Origin of the sequence: Ewingella allii, from assembly GCF_044430645.1 — a bacterium.
In the GTDB taxonomy this organism is placed as follows: domain Bacteria; phylum Pseudomonadota; class Gammaproteobacteria; order Enterobacterales; family Enterobacteriaceae; genus Ewingella; species Ewingella allii.
This window is the reverse complement of the sequence record NZ_JAWUDN010000007.1, coordinates 128,560-145,346: the sequence shown is the minus strand read 5'-3', so window position 1 is coordinate 145,346 and position 16,787 is coordinate 128,560. Positions and strand designations below refer to the sequence as shown.

Annotated in this window: 16 protein-coding genes; 9 read left to right on the top strand and 7 right to left on the bottom strand. The window is 53.6% G+C overall.

All coding sequences use genetic code 11. The features are described from left to right. Window position 1: 1 nt before the first annotated feature. Both SBO83_RS15915 and SBO83_RS15910 read right to left on the bottom strand, forming a co-directional pair. Window positions 2-1,060 carry a hypothetical protein gene (locus SBO83_RS15915; protein WP_396132207.1) on the bottom strand — a complete coding sequence of 353 codons (1,059 nt, stop codon included), beginning with the start codon at window positions 1,058-1,060 and terminating at the stop codon, window positions 2-4. Between the two features lie 573 nt (window positions 1,061-1,633). Then, window positions 1,634-3,370: an ATP-binding cassette domain-containing protein gene (locus tag SBO83_RS15910; protein ID WP_396132206.1), complete on the bottom strand. Its 1,737-nt coding sequence runs from the start codon at window positions 3,368-3,370 to the stop codon at window positions 1,634-1,636. Between the two features lie 330 nt (window positions 3,371-3,700). On the opposite strand from SBO83_RS15910, the gene SBO83_RS15905 reads away from it, so the two are divergent. The 4 genes from SBO83_RS15905 to SBO83_RS15890 all read left to right on the top strand — a co-directional run bounded on the left by SBO83_RS15905 (window position 3,701) and on the right by SBO83_RS15890 (window position 8,532). Then, entirely contained in the window at window positions 3,701-5,065 is a 1,365-nt protein-coding gene (locus tag SBO83_RS15905; protein WP_396132205.1) for a cation:proton antiporter domain-containing protein, read from the top strand. Between the two features lie 78 nt (window positions 5,066-5,143). Then, window positions 5,144-5,920, top strand: a complete 777-nt coding sequence (locus SBO83_RS15900; RefSeq protein ID WP_396132204.1) for a DUF3750 domain-containing protein — start codon at window positions 5,144-5,146, stop codon at window positions 5,918-5,920. A 182-nt stretch (window positions 5,921-6,102) separates the two neighbouring features. Then, window positions 6,103-7,728 carry an ATP-binding cassette domain-containing protein gene (locus tag SBO83_RS15895; protein WP_396132203.1) on the top strand — a complete coding sequence of 542 codons (1,626 nt, stop codon included), beginning with the start codon at window positions 6,103-6,105 and terminating at the stop codon, window positions 7,726-7,728. An 87-nt stretch (window positions 7,729-7,815) separates the two neighbouring features. Then, entirely contained in the window at window positions 7,816-8,532 is a 717-nt protein-coding gene (locus SBO83_RS15890; protein ID WP_396132202.1) for a dienelactone hydrolase family protein, read from the top strand. 31 nt (window positions 8,533-8,563) lie between these two features. On the opposite strand, the gene SBO83_RS15885 is transcribed toward SBO83_RS15890, so the two are convergent. The 4 genes from SBO83_RS15885 to SBO83_RS15870 form a co-directional block, all read right to left on the bottom strand. Then, window positions 8,564-8,866, bottom strand: coding sequence for a HigA family addiction module antitoxin (locus SBO83_RS15885; protein WP_278879672.1), 303 nt, complete (start codon window positions 8,864-8,866; stop codon window positions 8,564-8,566). Next, the gene (locus SBO83_RS15880) at window positions 8,866-9,147 is read right to left on the bottom strand and encodes a type II toxin-antitoxin system RelE/ParE family toxin (RefSeq protein ID WP_396132201.1); all 282 of its coding nucleotides are present in this window, start codon (window positions 9,145-9,147) and stop codon (window positions 8,866-8,868) included. Before SBO83_RS15880 ends, SBO83_RS15885 begins: the two co-directional genes overlap by 1 nt. A gap of 142 nt (window positions 9,148-9,289) precedes the next feature. Next, the gene (locus SBO83_RS15875; RefSeq protein ID WP_353504264.1) at window positions 9,290-9,514 is read right to left on the bottom strand and encodes a YgdI/YgdR family lipoprotein; all 225 of its coding nucleotides are present in this window, start codon (window positions 9,512-9,514) and stop codon (window positions 9,290-9,292) included. A 72-nt stretch (window positions 9,515-9,586) separates the two neighbouring features. Further along, window positions 9,587-10,378 carry a helix-turn-helix domain-containing protein gene (locus SBO83_RS15870; RefSeq protein ID WP_396132200.1) on the bottom strand — a complete coding sequence of 264 codons (792 nt, stop codon included), beginning with the start codon at window positions 10,376-10,378 and terminating at the stop codon, window positions 9,587-9,589. A gap of 111 nt (window positions 10,379-10,489) precedes the next feature. Between SBO83_RS15870 and SBO83_RS15865 the strand changes: the two genes are divergently transcribed. Beyond that, the gene (locus SBO83_RS15865; RefSeq protein WP_396132199.1) at window positions 10,490-11,308 is read left to right on the top strand and encodes a TSUP family transporter; all 819 of its coding nucleotides are present in this window, start codon (window positions 10,490-10,492) and stop codon (window positions 11,306-11,308) included. Between the two features lie 63 nt (window positions 11,309-11,371). Here the strand turns inward: SBO83_RS15865 and SBO83_RS15860 are convergent, their stop codons facing one another. Beyond that, window positions 11,372-12,397 (bottom strand): hypothetical protein, encoded by a 1,026-nt coding sequence (locus SBO83_RS15860; RefSeq protein WP_353504267.1) that lies wholly within the window; start codon window positions 12,395-12,397, stop codon window positions 11,372-11,374. Between the two features lie 365 nt (window positions 12,398-12,762). Here SBO83_RS15860 and SBO83_RS15855 point away from each other — a divergent pair, with 365 nt between their 5' ends. From SBO83_RS15855 to SBO83_RS15840, 4 genes are all read left to right on the top strand, one after another. Then, window positions 12,763-14,163: an ATP-binding protein gene (locus SBO83_RS15855; RefSeq protein WP_396132198.1), complete on the top strand. Its 1,401-nt coding sequence runs from the start codon at window positions 12,763-12,765 to the stop codon at window positions 14,161-14,163. Next, complete coding sequence (locus SBO83_RS15850) at window positions 14,153-14,815, top strand: winged helix-turn-helix domain-containing protein (RefSeq protein WP_396132197.1); 663 nt, start codon at window positions 14,153-14,155, stop codon at window positions 14,813-14,815. The genes SBO83_RS15855 and SBO83_RS15850 overlap by 11 nt, the downstream gene beginning before the upstream one ends. Beyond that, complete coding sequence (locus SBO83_RS15845; protein ID WP_396132196.1) at window positions 14,812-15,642, top strand: DUF2861 family protein; 831 nt, start codon at window positions 14,812-14,814, stop codon at window positions 15,640-15,642. The genes SBO83_RS15850 and SBO83_RS15845 overlap by 4 nt, the downstream gene beginning before the upstream one ends. Window positions 15,643-15,729: 87 nt before the next feature. After that, window positions 15,730-16,683 (top strand): hypothetical protein, encoded by a 954-nt coding sequence (locus tag SBO83_RS15840; protein WP_396132195.1) that lies wholly within the window; start codon window positions 15,730-15,732, stop codon window positions 16,681-16,683. The last annotated feature ends 104 nt before the right edge of the window (window positions 16,684-16,787 follow it).

The window sequence follows — 16,787 nt, the reverse complement described above, 5'->3', positions numbered from 1 at the left end:
GTTATCGCTCCCAACCAATTTCAACTGAGCTAAAGCTTGGTTTAGTAAAATCAACCAGATCAAATTCAATAGATTCAATTATAGAGCGTTTGTATTTATCAAAGCCCCATTCGCGTGAGTAAGTTTCAATGGCAGTATTATATATTCCACGCACGTCTTTGAAAATATTAGGGTAAATTAGCCTAATTCTTATTTTTTCATTTCCGTCAAGGAGCTGATATTTTGATAATGTATCAAATATATAGATGAATTCATATTGATCTTTACCCTCTCCATTATAGTAAATTACATATCCATGCTCGTAAGTTTTCTCAATATTTCCAGTGCTCTCATTAAGACGTTTAACATCGTTATGTTTAATGATAAAAAATGGTCCAGTTAAAGACTCAATTGTAGCTGGTAACTCCTCTGGAATACCACTAACTTTATGTAGGGTTAGATCTGGGTAATAAAATTGATAGTTGGAGCCATTAGGGAAAGTGCCCAAGTGGCTAAGTTTAGTTAAGTCTGTAATGACAGACTGAAGGTAATTAATTGTTCTAGGTTCAATGATGTGTATTTTTTGCCCTTGTTTTAATGGCAAGTTATCAAGGTTCATACCTTTTTTACCCTTTACATCTTTCGTTTCTTTAATAGCATGGAATACATCATAAAATAACTGGTCAAAGTTGCCATCATGATTATAAGCGAATAGTAGGCCTCTAACTTCTGATGATCCACTAATATAAGAGTATCTATCCTTCCATTCTTTACTTCCCTCAGCGCAATCTATAGAATTCGCAAGAGATGATAGGGCATTTCTCATTGCAGTTGCCGTCATTGAGGTTTTGGCGTAGCTTTTAAGATCTGTATTGAAGAAAACAGTTCTATTAAGATATGGATCGTGATATTTAAAAACAACATCGTTTGGATGAGTTCCACTTTTGTTTGTATGCTCATCTTTTTTTAAGCAATCAAAATTCTCATTGGAACTACCTACTTGTTCCCATTTAAACCATTTAAATAATTCGGCTGTAACTTTATCAGCCATTAAAGATATGTTGTGGGTCTCACCAGCCATGTGTAATCACCTCAAAATACTGAATAAATGCGGTCAATTTATAGAAAAATATGCCTATCAGAGGTAGTGCTAGACTATCGGGCTGATTTTTATCATATTCGCGGGATTGATGCATTAGTTTGCATTCATTTGTTTAACATTTTCTTACACCTATTATTATACGTACGTAGTACGTAATCTGGATTAGATACTGACAGGAAACTGCGATACCTAAAGCGGGCAGGTGTGGTGGGGATAGCATTGCGCGCTGGGCTGTTTTTAGGGATTTATTCACACGCCTGAGCGCACCGTGGTGAGGTTTCCGAATCTCTGCCCAATGTCGGCGCTCGTTCAGGATTTATAAAACGTAGTCATTGAAGCGGTTCACCTCCTGACAAACCTAATCGTTTTTCACCCATTCCTGTACCGCATCAAGCTGGCACAACATGAAAAGGGATTAGGATTAATCGCTAAGATGTGTTTGTTAAATGCCGTTAAGTCCACAGAAAAGTCACATTTTTGTATCTTTCTTATAGAGATAAATTTCTCCTTCTTCCCATCTTAAAGTCAGGCCGCATCCCTGCGGCCCTCCCTTTACGCCAAATCTAACAACTGATTCAACTGCTCGATTTGCTGTTGCCATTCCCGCTGTAGGGCGGGTTTTTGATGTTTGGGTTTGCGGGCCAAATCCTCGGCCAGCTTGGTTTCGAGTTCGACTAGGGTGGCGAACAGGCGCTCTTCCTCGCTGTCTGGTTTGAGAGGTGTCGCCTCTAGTTTTTCATCGCAACTCGCACTTGTTACAGGCACCGGCTTGTCGGCCAAGATGGCGTAGACAGGGGCCAGATCGTGCCACTCCTCTAGACGCTGCTGGTGAATAAGCCAGAAACGGTTGCAGCTCTGCTCAATCAAGGTGCGGTCGTGGGAAACCAGTAGCACCGCGCCCTCGAAGGTTTTCAGCGTTTCGGCCAGCTCCTCTTTGCCTTCCATATCCAGATGGTTAGTCGGCTCATCGAGCAACAGCAGCGAGTAGTTTGCCAGCGTCAGGCCGATAAACAGCAGGCGCGAACGCTCGCCGCCGCTGAGGGTACTGACCTTTTGCTGGTGGCGAAGATAAGGGAAACCCGCGCCAATTAGCGCCATTTTTCGCTGGTCCTCGGTCAGCGGGGCGAAAGGAGCCAGCGCGTCACTCAGCGAGTCGTCGTCACGCAGCTGGTGCAGGCTCTGGTCGTAATAACCCATCTGCACCTTGGGGTGGAAGACTATTCCCGGCTGCGGGCTTTCAGGCTGTTCGAAGGCTTGCCACAGGCTGCGGAGCAGGGAGGACTTCCCGCAGCCGTTGCGGCCCACCAGCGCCACGCGATCGCCACTTTTTACGCGGATTTCGTCCAGTTCGAATAGCACCGGCGCATCGTGGTCCGGGCGAACTTTCAGGTCGGTTAGCGCCAAAACCCGGTCGGCGGGCAGGGCTTCACCCGTCAACTTCAACTGCCATTGATTGCCCGCGGTGAGCTGAGTCTGCTCATCCTTCATCCGATCAACCTGTTTCTCCATCTGCTTGGCCTTGCGCGCCAGCTTCTCGTTGTCATACACGCTGCCCCAGATGGCTAACCGTTTGGCGCTTTTCGCCACCCGGTCAATCTCCTTCTGTTCAGCCTGATGGCGATGAACATCGGCGGCGTCTTTCTCTTCAAGGGCCTGGCGTGCCTGAGTGCAGGGTAAGCGTATAAATTGCAGAGTTTTGTCGCGCAGGATCCAGGTGCAGTTGGTGACGCTGTCTAGCAGGCTGCGGTCATGGGAAACCAGCACAAAGCTGCCACCCCAGTTTTGCAGAAACTGCTCGAGCCACAGCAGGGTGGGCAGGTCCAAGTGGTTGCTCGGCTCATCCAGCAGCAGTAAATCCGGCTGGCGGATCAGCGCGCGAGCCAGCATCAGGCGAGTATGCTGCCCGCCGCTGAGGGTTCCCGCCGTCAGTTCCCACGCCGATTCATCAAAGCCTAGCGTGGCGAGCAGCACTTCGGCCTGCCAGCGCTCGGGTTGATGCAAGCCGTCCGGCAGATGATTAAGTACCGCCTCAAGCAGTGTGGAGTGCTGCAAGGTGGCGGGCAAGTGCTGCTCGACGGTGGCCATCAAACAGTGATTGGCAAGGGTGATGCTGCCAGAGCTGGCGGGAAGTGCGCCGCTGAGGATCTTCAGCAGGGTGCTTTTGCCGCAGCCGTTGTGACCAATCAGGCCGATGCGGTCGCCTTTTTTTAGGCTAAAGGTGATCTCAGCCAGCAATGGGCCGAAGGAATTGTCGTAGCCGACAGATTGTGCGGAAAGTAGTGTGCTCATGATGCTTACTCAGATTTTTAGGCATAGAAATGCCTATCGTCAAAAATCGCTGACGATAACCGGTAAGCCGGAGGGAAGTTCTCAGATTGTCAGTTAGCTTCGCTCAAGCAGGTTATCGCAGCACGATACCGGTAACGCTTGAGCAGTGACGATCGCTAAGGACGAGCGAAATGAAAAACATTTCACGGGTCAGCATGGCAATCCTCCTTATATAACGTTGGTTTATGAATAATCTGATTATATTGAGGAATCTGTTATTTAGTCTAACCTTTTTGTATCCCCTTCAAATTTCAAAAATTTCACTCAACCCCGCTTTTACTGGAGGAGTCCATGAGTTTTCTAGGATGGACAGCGGCCGTGGGTGGACTGCTGTTGCTAATGTCATTGGCATCGGGCTGGATCCATCGCAGCCCGGTGACCACCTTTGGTCTGTACCTTGCCGCTGGCGTGGCCTGTGGCCCGTGGGTGCTGGATTTGCTGCACGTGGATATGGTGGCGCATTCAGAACTCACCGGCCGACTGACCGAAATCGCTATGGCGGCGTCGCTATTTATTACCGGCTTGAAGCTGCGCATGCCGTTTCGCAATCACGGTTGGAGAATGGGTGTCAGGCTGGCGTTCCCCGGTATGTTGATAACCGTTGCGGGCGTGATGCTGGTGGCGCACTACCTGTTTGGCCTGTCTTGGCCGATAGCTCTGGCGCTCGGGGCCATCGTCGCGCCTACTGACCCGGTGCTGGCGAGCCTGATTTCAGTCAATAACGCCAGCGATGACGACAATCTGCGCGTTTCGTTGTCCAGCGAGGCGGGCATGAATGACGGTTCAGCCCTGCCGATTTTGATGCTGGCGCTACTCATTATGAATTCCCCCGAGCCGCTGAGCTGGTTGCAAATCGGCCACTGGGCCTTGGTGGACGTACTGTGGGCGCTGCTCGGCGGTTTGGGTATTGGCTATCTGCTGGGGCGCTTGATTGGTCTGCTCGCCACGCGCCTGAGAAGCGTGCAGGGCGATATCGCGCCGAGTGACTTTATCGCGCTGTCTTTAATTGCCCTGAGCTATGCCGCAGCGCAAAGTGTCGACGCCTCGGGCTTCCTCGCCGCCTTCGCCGCCGGTGTTGGGCTGCGCGCCGCCGAGCTGCGCATTGTGAACCTGCATCCGCCGGAAAATATGGATGAAGACCAGCGTTATCGCCCGGCCGAAGAGTTGGTGAACCCGCACATACGCCACGCCTTCTCTGATAGCGGCCCGGCCAAGTCGGTAGGGCTGATGGTGGGCGATGCGCTCTCCTTCGGCGATACCATCGAGCGGCTGTTCGCCGCCGCTATTATCGTGGTGCTGGGTATCACTCTCTCCCAGCATTGGGACCCGTCAGGGCTGCTGATGGCGGCGATTTTATTTGTGGTGATCCGCCCATTGTCGGTTTATCTGGCGACTATCGGCAGCGGCGCGCCGCGCGCCCGGCGGCTGATGATTGGCTGGCTGGGGATCCGCGGTATTGGCAGTATCAACTACATCGCCTATGCCTACACCCACGGCATTGGTGGCCTGGAGGCGGAGCGCATGGGTGATATCGCCTTCACCCTGATTGTTGCCAGCGTGCTGGTGCACGGATTGACCGTCACCCCGCTGCTGAACTGGCGTCAGGGGCGGCAGCTCGCCCGAGCCGAACGTGCTAAACAGCAGGATGAGCCATAGCGTCGGCGAGTACATGTGATAATTTATTAGGCTGATTTTCCCGCAGGGCGCGGGCTAGCTTCCACAGGTACATAAGGCATGATGGCGATTAAGTGGGTTCCCCTGTGCATTGTCTGCATCCTCTTTCTGTCGTTGGGATGCAGTTACGTTAAAAGCTCGCAGAGCAAAGAGCAGCAGGCCGTGGGCGGCGATTGGTCAACTGCCCGCCGTGATTCAGCGGGCATTGCTCCCAATCCGGTAACGCTGAAAAGTACCGCCATTGTCCAGATTTACGCCGCGCCGACCTATGGCTGGCGCGGGCTGGTGGCGGTGCATCCGTGGATCATCTACAAACGGGCGGGAGACACCCAGTTCACTCGTTATGATGTGGTGAGCTGGGGAAGTAACAATGTGGTTCGCCGCGATTACGCCATTCCCGACGGCTACTGGTTTGGTTCCAAACCTAAGCTGCTGGCGGACCGCCGTGGCGAGCTGGCCGAGACGCTGATCCCGCAGATTGAGGCGGCGATAAAAAGCTATCCTTATCCGCACACCTATCACGCGTGGCCGGGGCCAAACAGCAACACATTCATGGCGCATATTGGCCGCGAAGTGCCGGGGCTTAAGCTGGATATGCCGTCTAACGCCATCGGCAAGGACTACCGTGGGCTGACTAACCCGATTGGCTTGCCGCCGTCGGGGCGCGGCCTACAGGTCTCGGTGCTCGGCGTGCTCGGCTTTACGCTGGGCGTCGAAGAGGGGGTTGAAGTCAATCTACTGGGGCTGAACCTCGGCGTGGACATCAAATCTCCGGCGCTGCGCCTGCCGTTTGTCGGGCGGGTTGGCTTTGATAACCCCGGCGCCGCCGAGCTGTAAAAGCCACAAAATTGACCGGGAGATTTGACAGCCGAAAACCGGCTGTTTTATAGTCACCCGGTCTTTTCACATCTCAATGAGGTATTCGTCCAATGCGCAATTAATGCCCACCGCCACCCTCGGCGGCTCTCTTGCAACTCCTCCATGGCGTTGTTTTGGTGCATTAATTTTAAGGTTATCGCATGACGAATCCTATTCTGACGCTGGACCGCGTCTCTTTGGTTTTACCCAACGGCACGCCGCTGTTCACTGAACTCACCGAGCAATTTGATGGTCGCCATACCGGGCTGGTGGGGCGTAATGGCGTGGGTAAAAGCCTGCTGGCACAGCTGTTGGCCGGGCTGCTCGTGCCTTCCTCCGGCCAGTGCAATAGCTCCGGTAAAGTCAGGTATCTGGCGCAACATCTTACCCCTGAAAAATATCCCCACGTTGCGGCGCTGGCGGGCTTTGAGAACACCCTTGCCGCTTTACTGCGTATTGAGACGGGAAGCGTCGATCCAGCCGATTTCGAGCAGGTCGGCGATGACTGGGATATCCGCCAGCGGCTACATACCCAGCTGGAATCCGCCGGATTGGGCTATCTTTCGCCAGAGTCGTCGGTCAGCCAACTTAGCGGCGGCGAAGCGATGCGCGTGGCGCTGATTGGGGCGACGCTCTCAGACGCCGATTTCCTCATTCTTGATGAGCCGACCAACCACCTCGACGGCCCTAGCCGACGGGCACTGATGCAGCAGTTGCAGCGCTGGAGTGGCGGCTTATTGGTCATCAGTCACGACCGCGCGCTGCTGCAACAGATGGCGCGGATTGTGGAATTGTCCTCACTGGGTTTGCGCAGCTATGGTGGTAATTATGCCTTCTACCAGCAGGCAAAGACGCAAGAAACCACCGCCGCAGCCCAAAAGTTGGAAAGGCTCAAAGTCGAGCGCAAACGTGAAGAGCAGGCATTGCGCGAGCAGCGCGAAAAACACGAAAAGCGGCAGTCTCGCGGCGAACGTCGTGGTAAAGAGGCTAATCAAGCCAATATATTGCTGGGGCGGCAAAAAGGGCGCAGCGAAGCTTCGGCGGGTAAGTTGCAAAAGCAGCAACTTGAAGCGCGGGCGCAGCTCAGCCAGCAGGTCCAAGAGGCAGCGAAGCATATCGAGACGGCGGCGCATATCGCCATGCACTCCGGCTCACTCACGACCACTACTGCTCAAAAAGTGGCGGCGCTGAAGGATGTCACGCTGCCCTTTGCTGCGCCGCCTTTCAACCAGATAACCTTGGACATTAGCGGCGGTCAGCGAATTGGCGTGGTTGGCCCGAATGGCTGTGGTAAATCGACCCTGCTGAAAGTATTGGCAGGCCTGCTGCCGCCGATATCCGGCCTGCGCGAAGCATGGGTCAACATGGCTTATCTTGACCAGCGGCTCTCCTGCCTTGATCCACAACGGACGGTGCTCGAGCAGCTGCTCGAGGTGAACTCCGTCACTGGGGAGTCCCAGCTGCGTATGCAGCTTGCTCAGCTTGGATTAGACGCCAGTCGCGCGCTGCTCCCCTGCGCGCGACTCAGCGGTGGCGAACAGCTCAAAGCCGCGCTGGCAAAGGTGATTTATGCCAGCTCGCCCGCCGATTGCCTGCTGCTCGACGAGCCGAGCAACCATCTGGATCTTCCTTCGCTGGCGGCGCTGGAAGCTTTGCTCAATCAGTATCAGGGAACACTGCTGGTGGTGTCGCACGACGAGGCGTTTCTGGCGCAGATTGGGTTAACCCATTGGCTGGTGGCGGGGGAGAAAGGCTGGGAGCTCATTCATCATCTAAATCCCGTATGACATTCATATTTATACGCAATTTGACTGATACATTTATGGCGAGATAGTTTTTAATGATAACTAAACCAAAATCTATTGGAGTCGTGAATGAGCAATATCAGCGTTGAGTATGTCGATTATCAGGTTGCAGGGCAGGATTTACAGGGCTGTGTGGTGTTCCCAAAAGGGGCAAAAAACCAGCCGGGCGTTCTGTTAGCCCCAAACTGGATGGGCGTGGCCGACGTGGCAATCAACACCGCGAAATCCGTGGCTGAAAAAGGCTATGTGGTGTTCGTCGCTGACCTGTACGGCGCGAAGGTTCGCCCAACCAATGGTGATGAAGCGGCCGCGGCGATGATGGCGGTGAAAGACCAGCCCGCCGAGCGTCAACGCATGCAAGGCGCGCTTGACACGCTGCTGGCCCAACAGCACGCGCCAGTTAACGTCGCAAAAGTGGCGGCTATTGGTTTCTGCTTCGGCGGCCACTGCGTGCTCGAACTGGCCCGCAGCGGCGCTAAACTCAACGCCTTCGTGACTTTCCACGGCGGGTTAGACACCAAAGACACCGACGGCGCGAAGAACATCAGCGGCTCCGTGCTGGTGTTGAACGGCGCAGAAGATCCATTGATTCCAGCAGAGCAAATTTCTGGCTTTGTTGAAGAGATGAAAGGTCACCACGTTGATTGGCAGCTCATTAACTACGGCGGCGCGGTTCACTCCTTCACCGACCCAACCGCCAACGTTCCCGGCATGAGCCAGTACAATGAGAAAGTCACCCACCGCGCCTTCGCTCAAATGTACCAACTGTTTGCTGACGTGCTGTAAGGTTTGATTCGGCCCCATTTTGGGGCTGTTTCTAATGTGCCGTCTGAGCCTGAGTGTGGGACGACGGCACAACGCTTGAAAGATCGACTCTTTCCCGAGCTTTGCTGAGGTCATACGTTGCCTGCATTGCCAGCCAAAGGCGGGCCGCGATACCTAGACCCACTTCGAGCCGTAATGCCATTTCAGGAGTAATTGCTGTCTTACCCGCAGCGGCCTTGCTCAAGGCTGAGGGAGATACGCCCAAATCTTTCGCCAATGAGCGAAGCGAGATCCCGTAATCTTCAAGATATTCAGTGATCAAGCCGCCCGGATGCGGAGGGGTGAGCATAGCCATTAGTGATAATCCTCTAAATTTAATATGTAGGCGTCACCGTCTTTGAATTCGAATGTTATTCGCCAGTTAGCGCGAACCGTTATCGAGTAAAGGTTTTGTTTGTCGCCTTTCAGTGAGTGAAATTTAAAGCTAGGATAAAATTTGAACTCTTCTACCGTTACTGCTTCATCAAGTACCAGTAACCGAAGTTTTATACGTTCTGCATCCTTGGCTTGTACTCCACTAGCGTCGTCTTTCTGGTAGAGCTTTTGCAGCCCCTTGTACTTCCAGCTTTTAATCACGTGACCTTCCCTGTTTCCCGTAAAGAAACATCATATCACCTGTTTCCCAAAAAGAAACACTTTCTACCAAATTGCTATCTTCTCCATCAATCCACAAAAAAACCCGCCGAAGCGGGTTTTTACTTTTAAGACTCAGTACAACCTACTTGCCAATTTCTGACATGACTTTCACGTCGGTCTGGGCGATTTGGCGCTCTTTCCCCCAGGCATCCTTGTACTTGATTAGCCCGGTATCCCGGTCAACTCTTGGTTTGCCTTCGCTGACTATCGTTCGCCCATCGTTGGTTTGAATGGCGTAATTGCTAGAACAGCCTGCGAGTAAGGCGGTAAGAACTAACGCTGATGCAACTAGATAACGTCTCTTCATAACTCACTCCTTGTTGTTAAGTCTGTATAAGGTTTAGCACAGCTTAAGAAATGAGCCAGATAATCGGGCGATTTATCCTGAAGTTTTCGACACCGCGCCAGAGAACTGGCTAAACGCCGAGGGTGGCTGACCGAGCATTTTGCGGAACATGGTTGAGAAAGCCGCCGGGCTGTCATAACCCATGTCTAGCGCAATAGTGGTAATGGGTACTCCCGCGGCGAGCCTGGAAAGAGCCAGCACCACGCAGACCCTCTGTCGCCATTGCAGGAAAGACATACCGGTTTCGGCCCGAAACTGGCGGCTGAAGGTTCGCTCGCTGATATGCAGCAACTGCGCCCAGCCGTCCGGATATGTATGGATATTGGGCTGCTGCATAAATCCCTGACACAGCTTAGCCAGAGCCGGTTGGCTGGGGAAAGGGATATGCAGCGGCAGGGTGGGCGCACGAGTGATCTCATGCATCATCAGGTTGACCAGCGCACCGTCCCGGCCAGAGGTGGCGTATTCCAACGGCATATCCACGGCATCCAATAGCAGCTGGCGCAAAAGCGGGGGAATAGCGATCACTTCGCACTGCTCGCCGTTTCTGGGGGTGGCGGAAGGTTCGATATACAGACTCCGCGTGCTAACGCCGAGCATCACCACTTTGTGTGGCGTTTCGGCGGGTATCCACACCGCGCTTTGCTGGGGCACCACCCAGCTGCCGTGCTGCGTAGACACCTCCATCACGCCCGGCGCGCCGTAGAGCAGCTGAGCCCGCCTATGGCTGTGCCAGGCCAGTTGAGTGCCGTAGGCGTAGTCTGTGCGGATGGCAACCACCGGGCGCGGAGTGGCATCCAGCTGATTAATCGAAACGTTGTGCACGCAGAGTTCTCATATTGGCTGAAACAAAAACATTATTGACTGAGTAACGAAAGCAGGACAAGACTCGACTGCTTAAAGTAAGGCCTGTTTATCAACTTCGGGCTTATCCTCATGTTCACCTTGTACTTCACGCTGGCGCTGTTCGGCTTTCTGGCCGGGATCACCACGCTATTATTTGGTTTTGGCGGTGGTTTCATCATCGTGCCGCTGCTGTATCGCACCTTGCTTACCCTCTACGGCCCAGATAGCCCGATAGGCCACGCAGCAATGCACATTGCGGTGGCGACCTCGACCTGCGTGATGATTGTCACCTCGGCGATGGCAACCCGCCGCCACTGGCGCAGGGGCAATTTGATTCTCGGCTTGGCGTGGCCGCTGGCGGGCTATATCGCCCTTGGCGCGGTGGCCGGGTCTTTACTAGCCAATGCCACCAACGGCGGGGTGATTCGCTGGCTCTTTGTGGCCTATCTGGCGCTGACTATTGCCGACGGTTTGTTGCGAAAAGGGTTTATTTCTCAACAAGCTAGGACAGTTCTCCATCAGCCAACGGCGGGGAAAACTGCGCTAATCGGGGTGGTCATTGGCGCGATCGCCACTTTTCTTGGCGTGGGGGGAAGCGTGATGACGGTGCCAATGATGCGTCGCCGAGGACTAAGTATGAATATCGCGACGGCAATGGCGAACCCTCTGAGTATGCCGGTGGCGATAGTCGGCACCTTGACCTACATGATAGCCGCGCCGGGCGCTGCTTCGCTGCCGGGACACTGGTATTGGGGTTATGTCGACATGCTGGCGTTTGTGGTGCTACTCGCGGGGTCATGGCTGGGAATGCAGACGGCGACGCCGTGGGTGGGGCGCATTCCCGACAAGCTGCACGCCAGAATTTATCTGGTGCTGTTGACGCTGGTTTTGCTCACCATGGCATTTTAACAATGAAAAAGAGAGGATATTGCTATCCTCTCTCTGGGTTGGTTTACCAGCGATATAAAGCCATTATCTCAATGGACGTTGATCGCTAAACACGGCGCGTGGCTGAGTGCGGCGGCCCAGAGCACCCATGGCACCGGCAAGCACGGCCTCAACAATCAGTAAGAAGAAGGCGAACCAGCTGGCTTTTGCGGTGGCAGCAGCGGCTTTATCGGCTGCTTCACGGGCTTTTTGCTCGGCTTGCTGTTTCAACTCTTCATATTTCGCACGGGCTTGTTGATAGCTTTTCTCGGTCTGAGCGACAATCTGTTCAACTTCCTGATCGCTTTTCCCTGTACGCGCTTTAATGATATTTTTCAACGCCTCACGGTCAGCAGCCTGGAATGTACTTTCGTTGCGCTGAACTAAACCTTTAATAAAGTTTACGACGTCTGTGTCGGCTGTTTGTGGATGATTAGCCGTATTTGCAGCTTGATTTTGGGCATTGTTAACTTCGCCCTCAGCTTTATTTTGCAAATTCTCAGGTTGTAATTCCGGCTTGCCGGTTTGGCGCAGGGTCGTCTCCAGTTCATTCTGCAAACTGTCGAGATTAATATTATTTTCTCCCAGTTTGTCTTTCACCATCTGAGTGACCGGCGGTGCGGCGGCGGATATTCCACTGCCCAAGGTTTGCAGCCCACTGCCTACCACGCTGGCTGCGCCGCTCACTGCGCTATTAACCACAACAACCAGGAACCAGAGGCTGATTAATGTATTGACCCCAAACATTAATACCCCGTGCAAAGCCCCTTCGCGCTGCGCCAGTCGGCCACTGGCGTAACCCCCGGCAGCAATGGAAATCAGCATGCTGAGGCCGGTCCAAATAAGGGCTCCGGTACCAATGCCGTCCAACGGATTTTGCTCTTTCAGTGGGTCAATGGTGCTGGCCCCCACTGCAGTACCTAAAATAGATAACAGTAAATAAACCACAATAGAAATAATGACGCCGGCGAAAATAGCGCTCCACGAAATACGTTTTAATGGCACACCATTTACCGGTTCTACATAAGCTTCATTGTAATGAGCCGATGTAGGAGCAGAATGATCGTTCATAGACTCTCTCCCTTTATTGCCGTACTTTTCATCTTTGAATGTTCGAGCGCGCATTCACTGTTCGTGCGCCATGTCACTAATTCCACGTCAAGCGATCACGTTGTATTAGCTGACTTAATGTTAGTCAGAGATTGAGAATTGCACCAACAAATCTTTACTTAAGCAAAATTAGAAGAATATGTTTCGATAACTCTATGAATTCATGCCCAAATAGAACTAACAGATAAAGTGTGGATATCAATGAAATCCTGCTGCTGGCTAATTAGGACAATAAAATTCAATAAATAAAGTCTGTTTTGCTGAGTTGGGATTTTTGTTATTGCAGGGCATAATCGCGACATTCTCAGCAAAGGAGTGCGGTAAACATGAGGGAGAAAGTCAGGACACTCAGCCTGATATTTTGCAGCGCGCTGATATTCAGCGGCTGCACGCCGCCGCCTTTTTCTCAGGCACTGCGCGATTTCTCTCGCCTATTGGACAATGCCCCTGTTCAGGGGCAGGTTTCGCTCAACCCGCTGCGCCAGCTCGATCCTCTACTATTGCGGCCTGCCTCTCTGTATCCGCAATTCAGCGAGATGCCCGTGCCAGCGCTCTCGACGCTTTACCATTACAGCCAGCACTGTTCGGGCACTTTCGCAGGGATTCCGCCAGCTTTTCAACAATTTGAACGCGCGCAGTGCCAGCAAACCGAATTGCCGGAGCAGTGGTTTGCGGCTCACCCGATCTATCCACTGGGGGGCAGCAGCGCGTGGCACTATCTTCAGCGCCATCCGTCCGAGTCGGGGCGAATGCAAGCCTACCTGCACGTGCGTGAAAGACCTCAGGCATTGGGCGGCGTGGGGCAGTTATCGGATGACAACCTCGACGCGCTGGCGAATGGGCAAAACTGGCTGATGCAGGATGGCATTTTATGGCGGCAGCAGCCCCAGCGCTGGGTGCGCTATGCGCCTGACGTGTGGCAGCCGCTGGCTAAGCAGGCAGGCATTTCGCTGGTGGAAGCCGGAGGGCGATGCGATGTGGCGCTGGGCACGCTTTGTGCCAATCCGGTGAGCAGCTATGCCAGGAGTTGGCGTGTTTTGCTGGCCTTCGCTCTGCTTCTGGCGCTGTTGGCGTTAGGTTGGACAGGCTGGCAGCGGCGGCTTTTACAGCAGCGTCAGCGGTTTATTGTGCAAATGCTCACCCACGAATTACGCACCCCGATCAGCCAATTGGGTAATGTGGTGGAGCACTTCCGCCGCGACTTTGACACCCTGTCACCCGATGCGCAGGCCAGATTCGGCGAGCTGGCCGATAGCGTACAGCGCATGCGCCAGATGGCTGAAGCCAGCCGGCATTATCTTGCCGGGGACGGCGTGCGCGACCTGCTGGAAGCGCCATCAAAAATAGCCTTAAGCGATTGGCTGTGGCATATCGCTCAGGCACATCCTGACCTGATATTTTGCCTTGATAGCGACCTTGAGGTTGAACTGCCGCTGTATTGGTCCAGCCTGTGCCTGAACAACTTGCTCGATAACGCATTTCGCCACGGCAAACCGCCGGTGCGCCTTTGCGCCAATTGCCGCAACGGCCGGTTGATTCTCGAGGTAAGCGACGCCGGAAATCTTGGCGTTAATAGTTTGCCGCAGCTGCGCCGTCAGCTCTCTTCCCGCGCGGGAATGGGGCTGGGTCTGAGCATTGTTCAGCGCGTGGCTCGCAGATTACGCGGAAAACTGACCCTCAGCGGCCCACCGACTACCTTCACCCTGGAGCTGCCTTGTGAACAGTAAATGCCACGACCAACTGCTGCTTATCGAAGACGATCCCGCGCTGGGGCAGGGGTTGCAAGCCTTTTTGCAGCAGGAAGGCTTTAGCTGCCAGTGGCTGAGTGAGATAAGTCAGGTAGAGCATCACTGGCATCTGGCTGACCTGGTGATCCTTGACCGGCAATTTCCCGACGGCGACAGTCTGAGATTTTTACCCAACTGGCTGGCGAAAAAAGCGCTGCCGGTGATTGTGCTGACCGCCCGCGTCAATGTGGAAGACCGGGTTGCCGGTCTGGAAGCCGGGGCGCGAGATTACCTCAGCAAGCCTTTTGCCCACGTCGAGCTGTTGGCGCGAATTCGCGCACAGCTACGGCCACTGGGGGAAGGGCAACTGGGCAGCGGCGAGCTGCTGCTTTTTCCTTCTCGGCAATCGGCCAGCTGGCAGCAAAACGAGGTGGCGCTCACCGCCACCGAGTTCGCCCTGCTGGCGATGCTGGTGCAGATGACCGGGCGCGTCTTTACCCGCGATGAGCTACTCAATCAGGTGTGGGGCTATCAGCATTTTCCCTCGACTCGCACGGTAGATACTCATATTTTGCAACTGCGCCAAAAGCTGCCCGGCATTGCTATTAGCAGCGTGCGCGGCGTGGGTTATCGTTTGGATAAATCATCATGACGCCGAAAATTCTTACTGCCCTGTTGCTTACGCTGGCGATGGCTCCTCCCGTAAAGAGCGCGCTACCCGCGACGCCTCTTGAGCCGGTGTATCACGCCTTGTTCAGCCAGCAAGATGATCAGGCGTGGCAGCAACTGATTAACCTTTGGCCGCAGATGAGCAGCGCCGCGCAGCGCGACGCGTGGCGGCAGGCGCTGGACGCCGTGGTGTCCCGCCAATGCGGCAATGACCTGCCGATAGCCGCGCCTTCTTGGTTGGATCACCCGACACTGGTGCTGATACAGCGCGATATTCCTCTCAATCGTATTTACCGCGTGCAGTTCAGTGGCAAAAGTTTGCGTCACGACCTGCAAATCTCACTGACTTTGCCCAATGGTGAGGAGGTAATGAACCAAGCCAATGCCGAATATGACCCAGACCAGCAATTTCGGCTGGACAGCCAGGAACGCGGCGAGCCATTCCCCGCCGGAATTTATAGGTTAACCGTCCGTTCGGGCAGTGAGGTGTGGCAGCAAACGCTGGCCTTACAGGGCAGCGGCGGGCTGAACTGGGTCCAGCGACAGGGGCAAAAAATCACCCTGAGGCCACCGACGGTGCCAGCGGCCTGCCCGCCGGTATGGCTGGAACAAACGTTGCTGCGCCGCAGCGACTTCCAACAAATCTGGTGGCAGCGCAGCGATAATCTTCAGCCCAAGACGTGGCCGCAGCGCGCGGACGCCGACGCCATCTGGGCTAATATGTCGGTCATTCGGGTGGAGGCGCGGGGTGGCTTGACCCTGCGGCTGGAGCATCGCTTCGCCGGGCCGCTGCTGAGCCTGCAAAATTAGTTTTACATCCTGACATTGCTCTGACAATTGACCTCGGGGCTATCGCCATACTGTTATTCCTATCTCAGTGGAAATAAGGTTTCAGGTATGCGATTCATCATTATGTTTATTCTGTTTGCCCTGTTATTTGCCAGCGCGGTACAGGCCGCCACGCCACAAAATTACCTTTTTATCGAGTCCGACGAATTAGAAAATATTCGCCCGCTATTGCAGCGCGATGATATTCAGGGCGTGCAGATTGTCTATTCCTGGAAGCAGTTAGAGAAAGCAAAGGGGCAGTATGATTTTTCGGCCATTGAAAAGGATTTAGCATTCACCCATAAACTGCATAAGAAACTGTTTATTCAACTGCAAGATCGCTTCTTTGAGCCGCAACATAAAAATATCCCGAGTTATCTCCAGCAAGAGCCGCAGTATCTCGGCGGCTTATTAGAACAGACGGATAACCCAGGAGAAGGCAAACCGGTGGGTTCTGGCTGGGTAGCGATGCAGTGGAATCCTGCACTAAGACAGCAATATCAACAGCTTTTGGCTGCGCTAGCCAAGAGCTTTGATGGCAGAATTGCCGGGATCAACTTGCCGGAAACCTCTATAGATATTGATGAGAAACAGGCCGCAAAACGCGGTTTTACCTGTGAGCGTTATTTCGCCGCCACGCAAGAAAATATGCTGTTTGCCAAGATGGTGTTTAAGAAATCCTACGTGGTGCAGTATGTCAATTTTTGGCCCTGCGAATGGAATAACGACCATGGATATATGTCGCGGCTATTTGAAACGGCGCAGGCCAATGGCATTGGGCTAGGCGGCCCGGATATTGTGCCTTATAAAAAGGGCCAAATGAAAAATGCTTACCCGTTTTTTCATCACTATAAAGGCAAGCTGAATCTGGTGGCGATGGCGGTGCAACAACCTACGCTGACCTATACCAATCCTAAAACCCATAAGAAATTCACCGAGCAGGAATTTATCCAGTTCGCCGAGAACTACCTTGGGGCGAATATTATATTCTGGACCACCGCCGCCCCTTGGCTGCGCCAGTAAGCGCTCTGATTATCTTATATTGTAGAAAGCTCATGCCTTTTTCTTGGTAGCCAATAAAAAGCCCCGCGCCCTATTTTATAGCTTTGGCTTACCAAAGAAGGGAA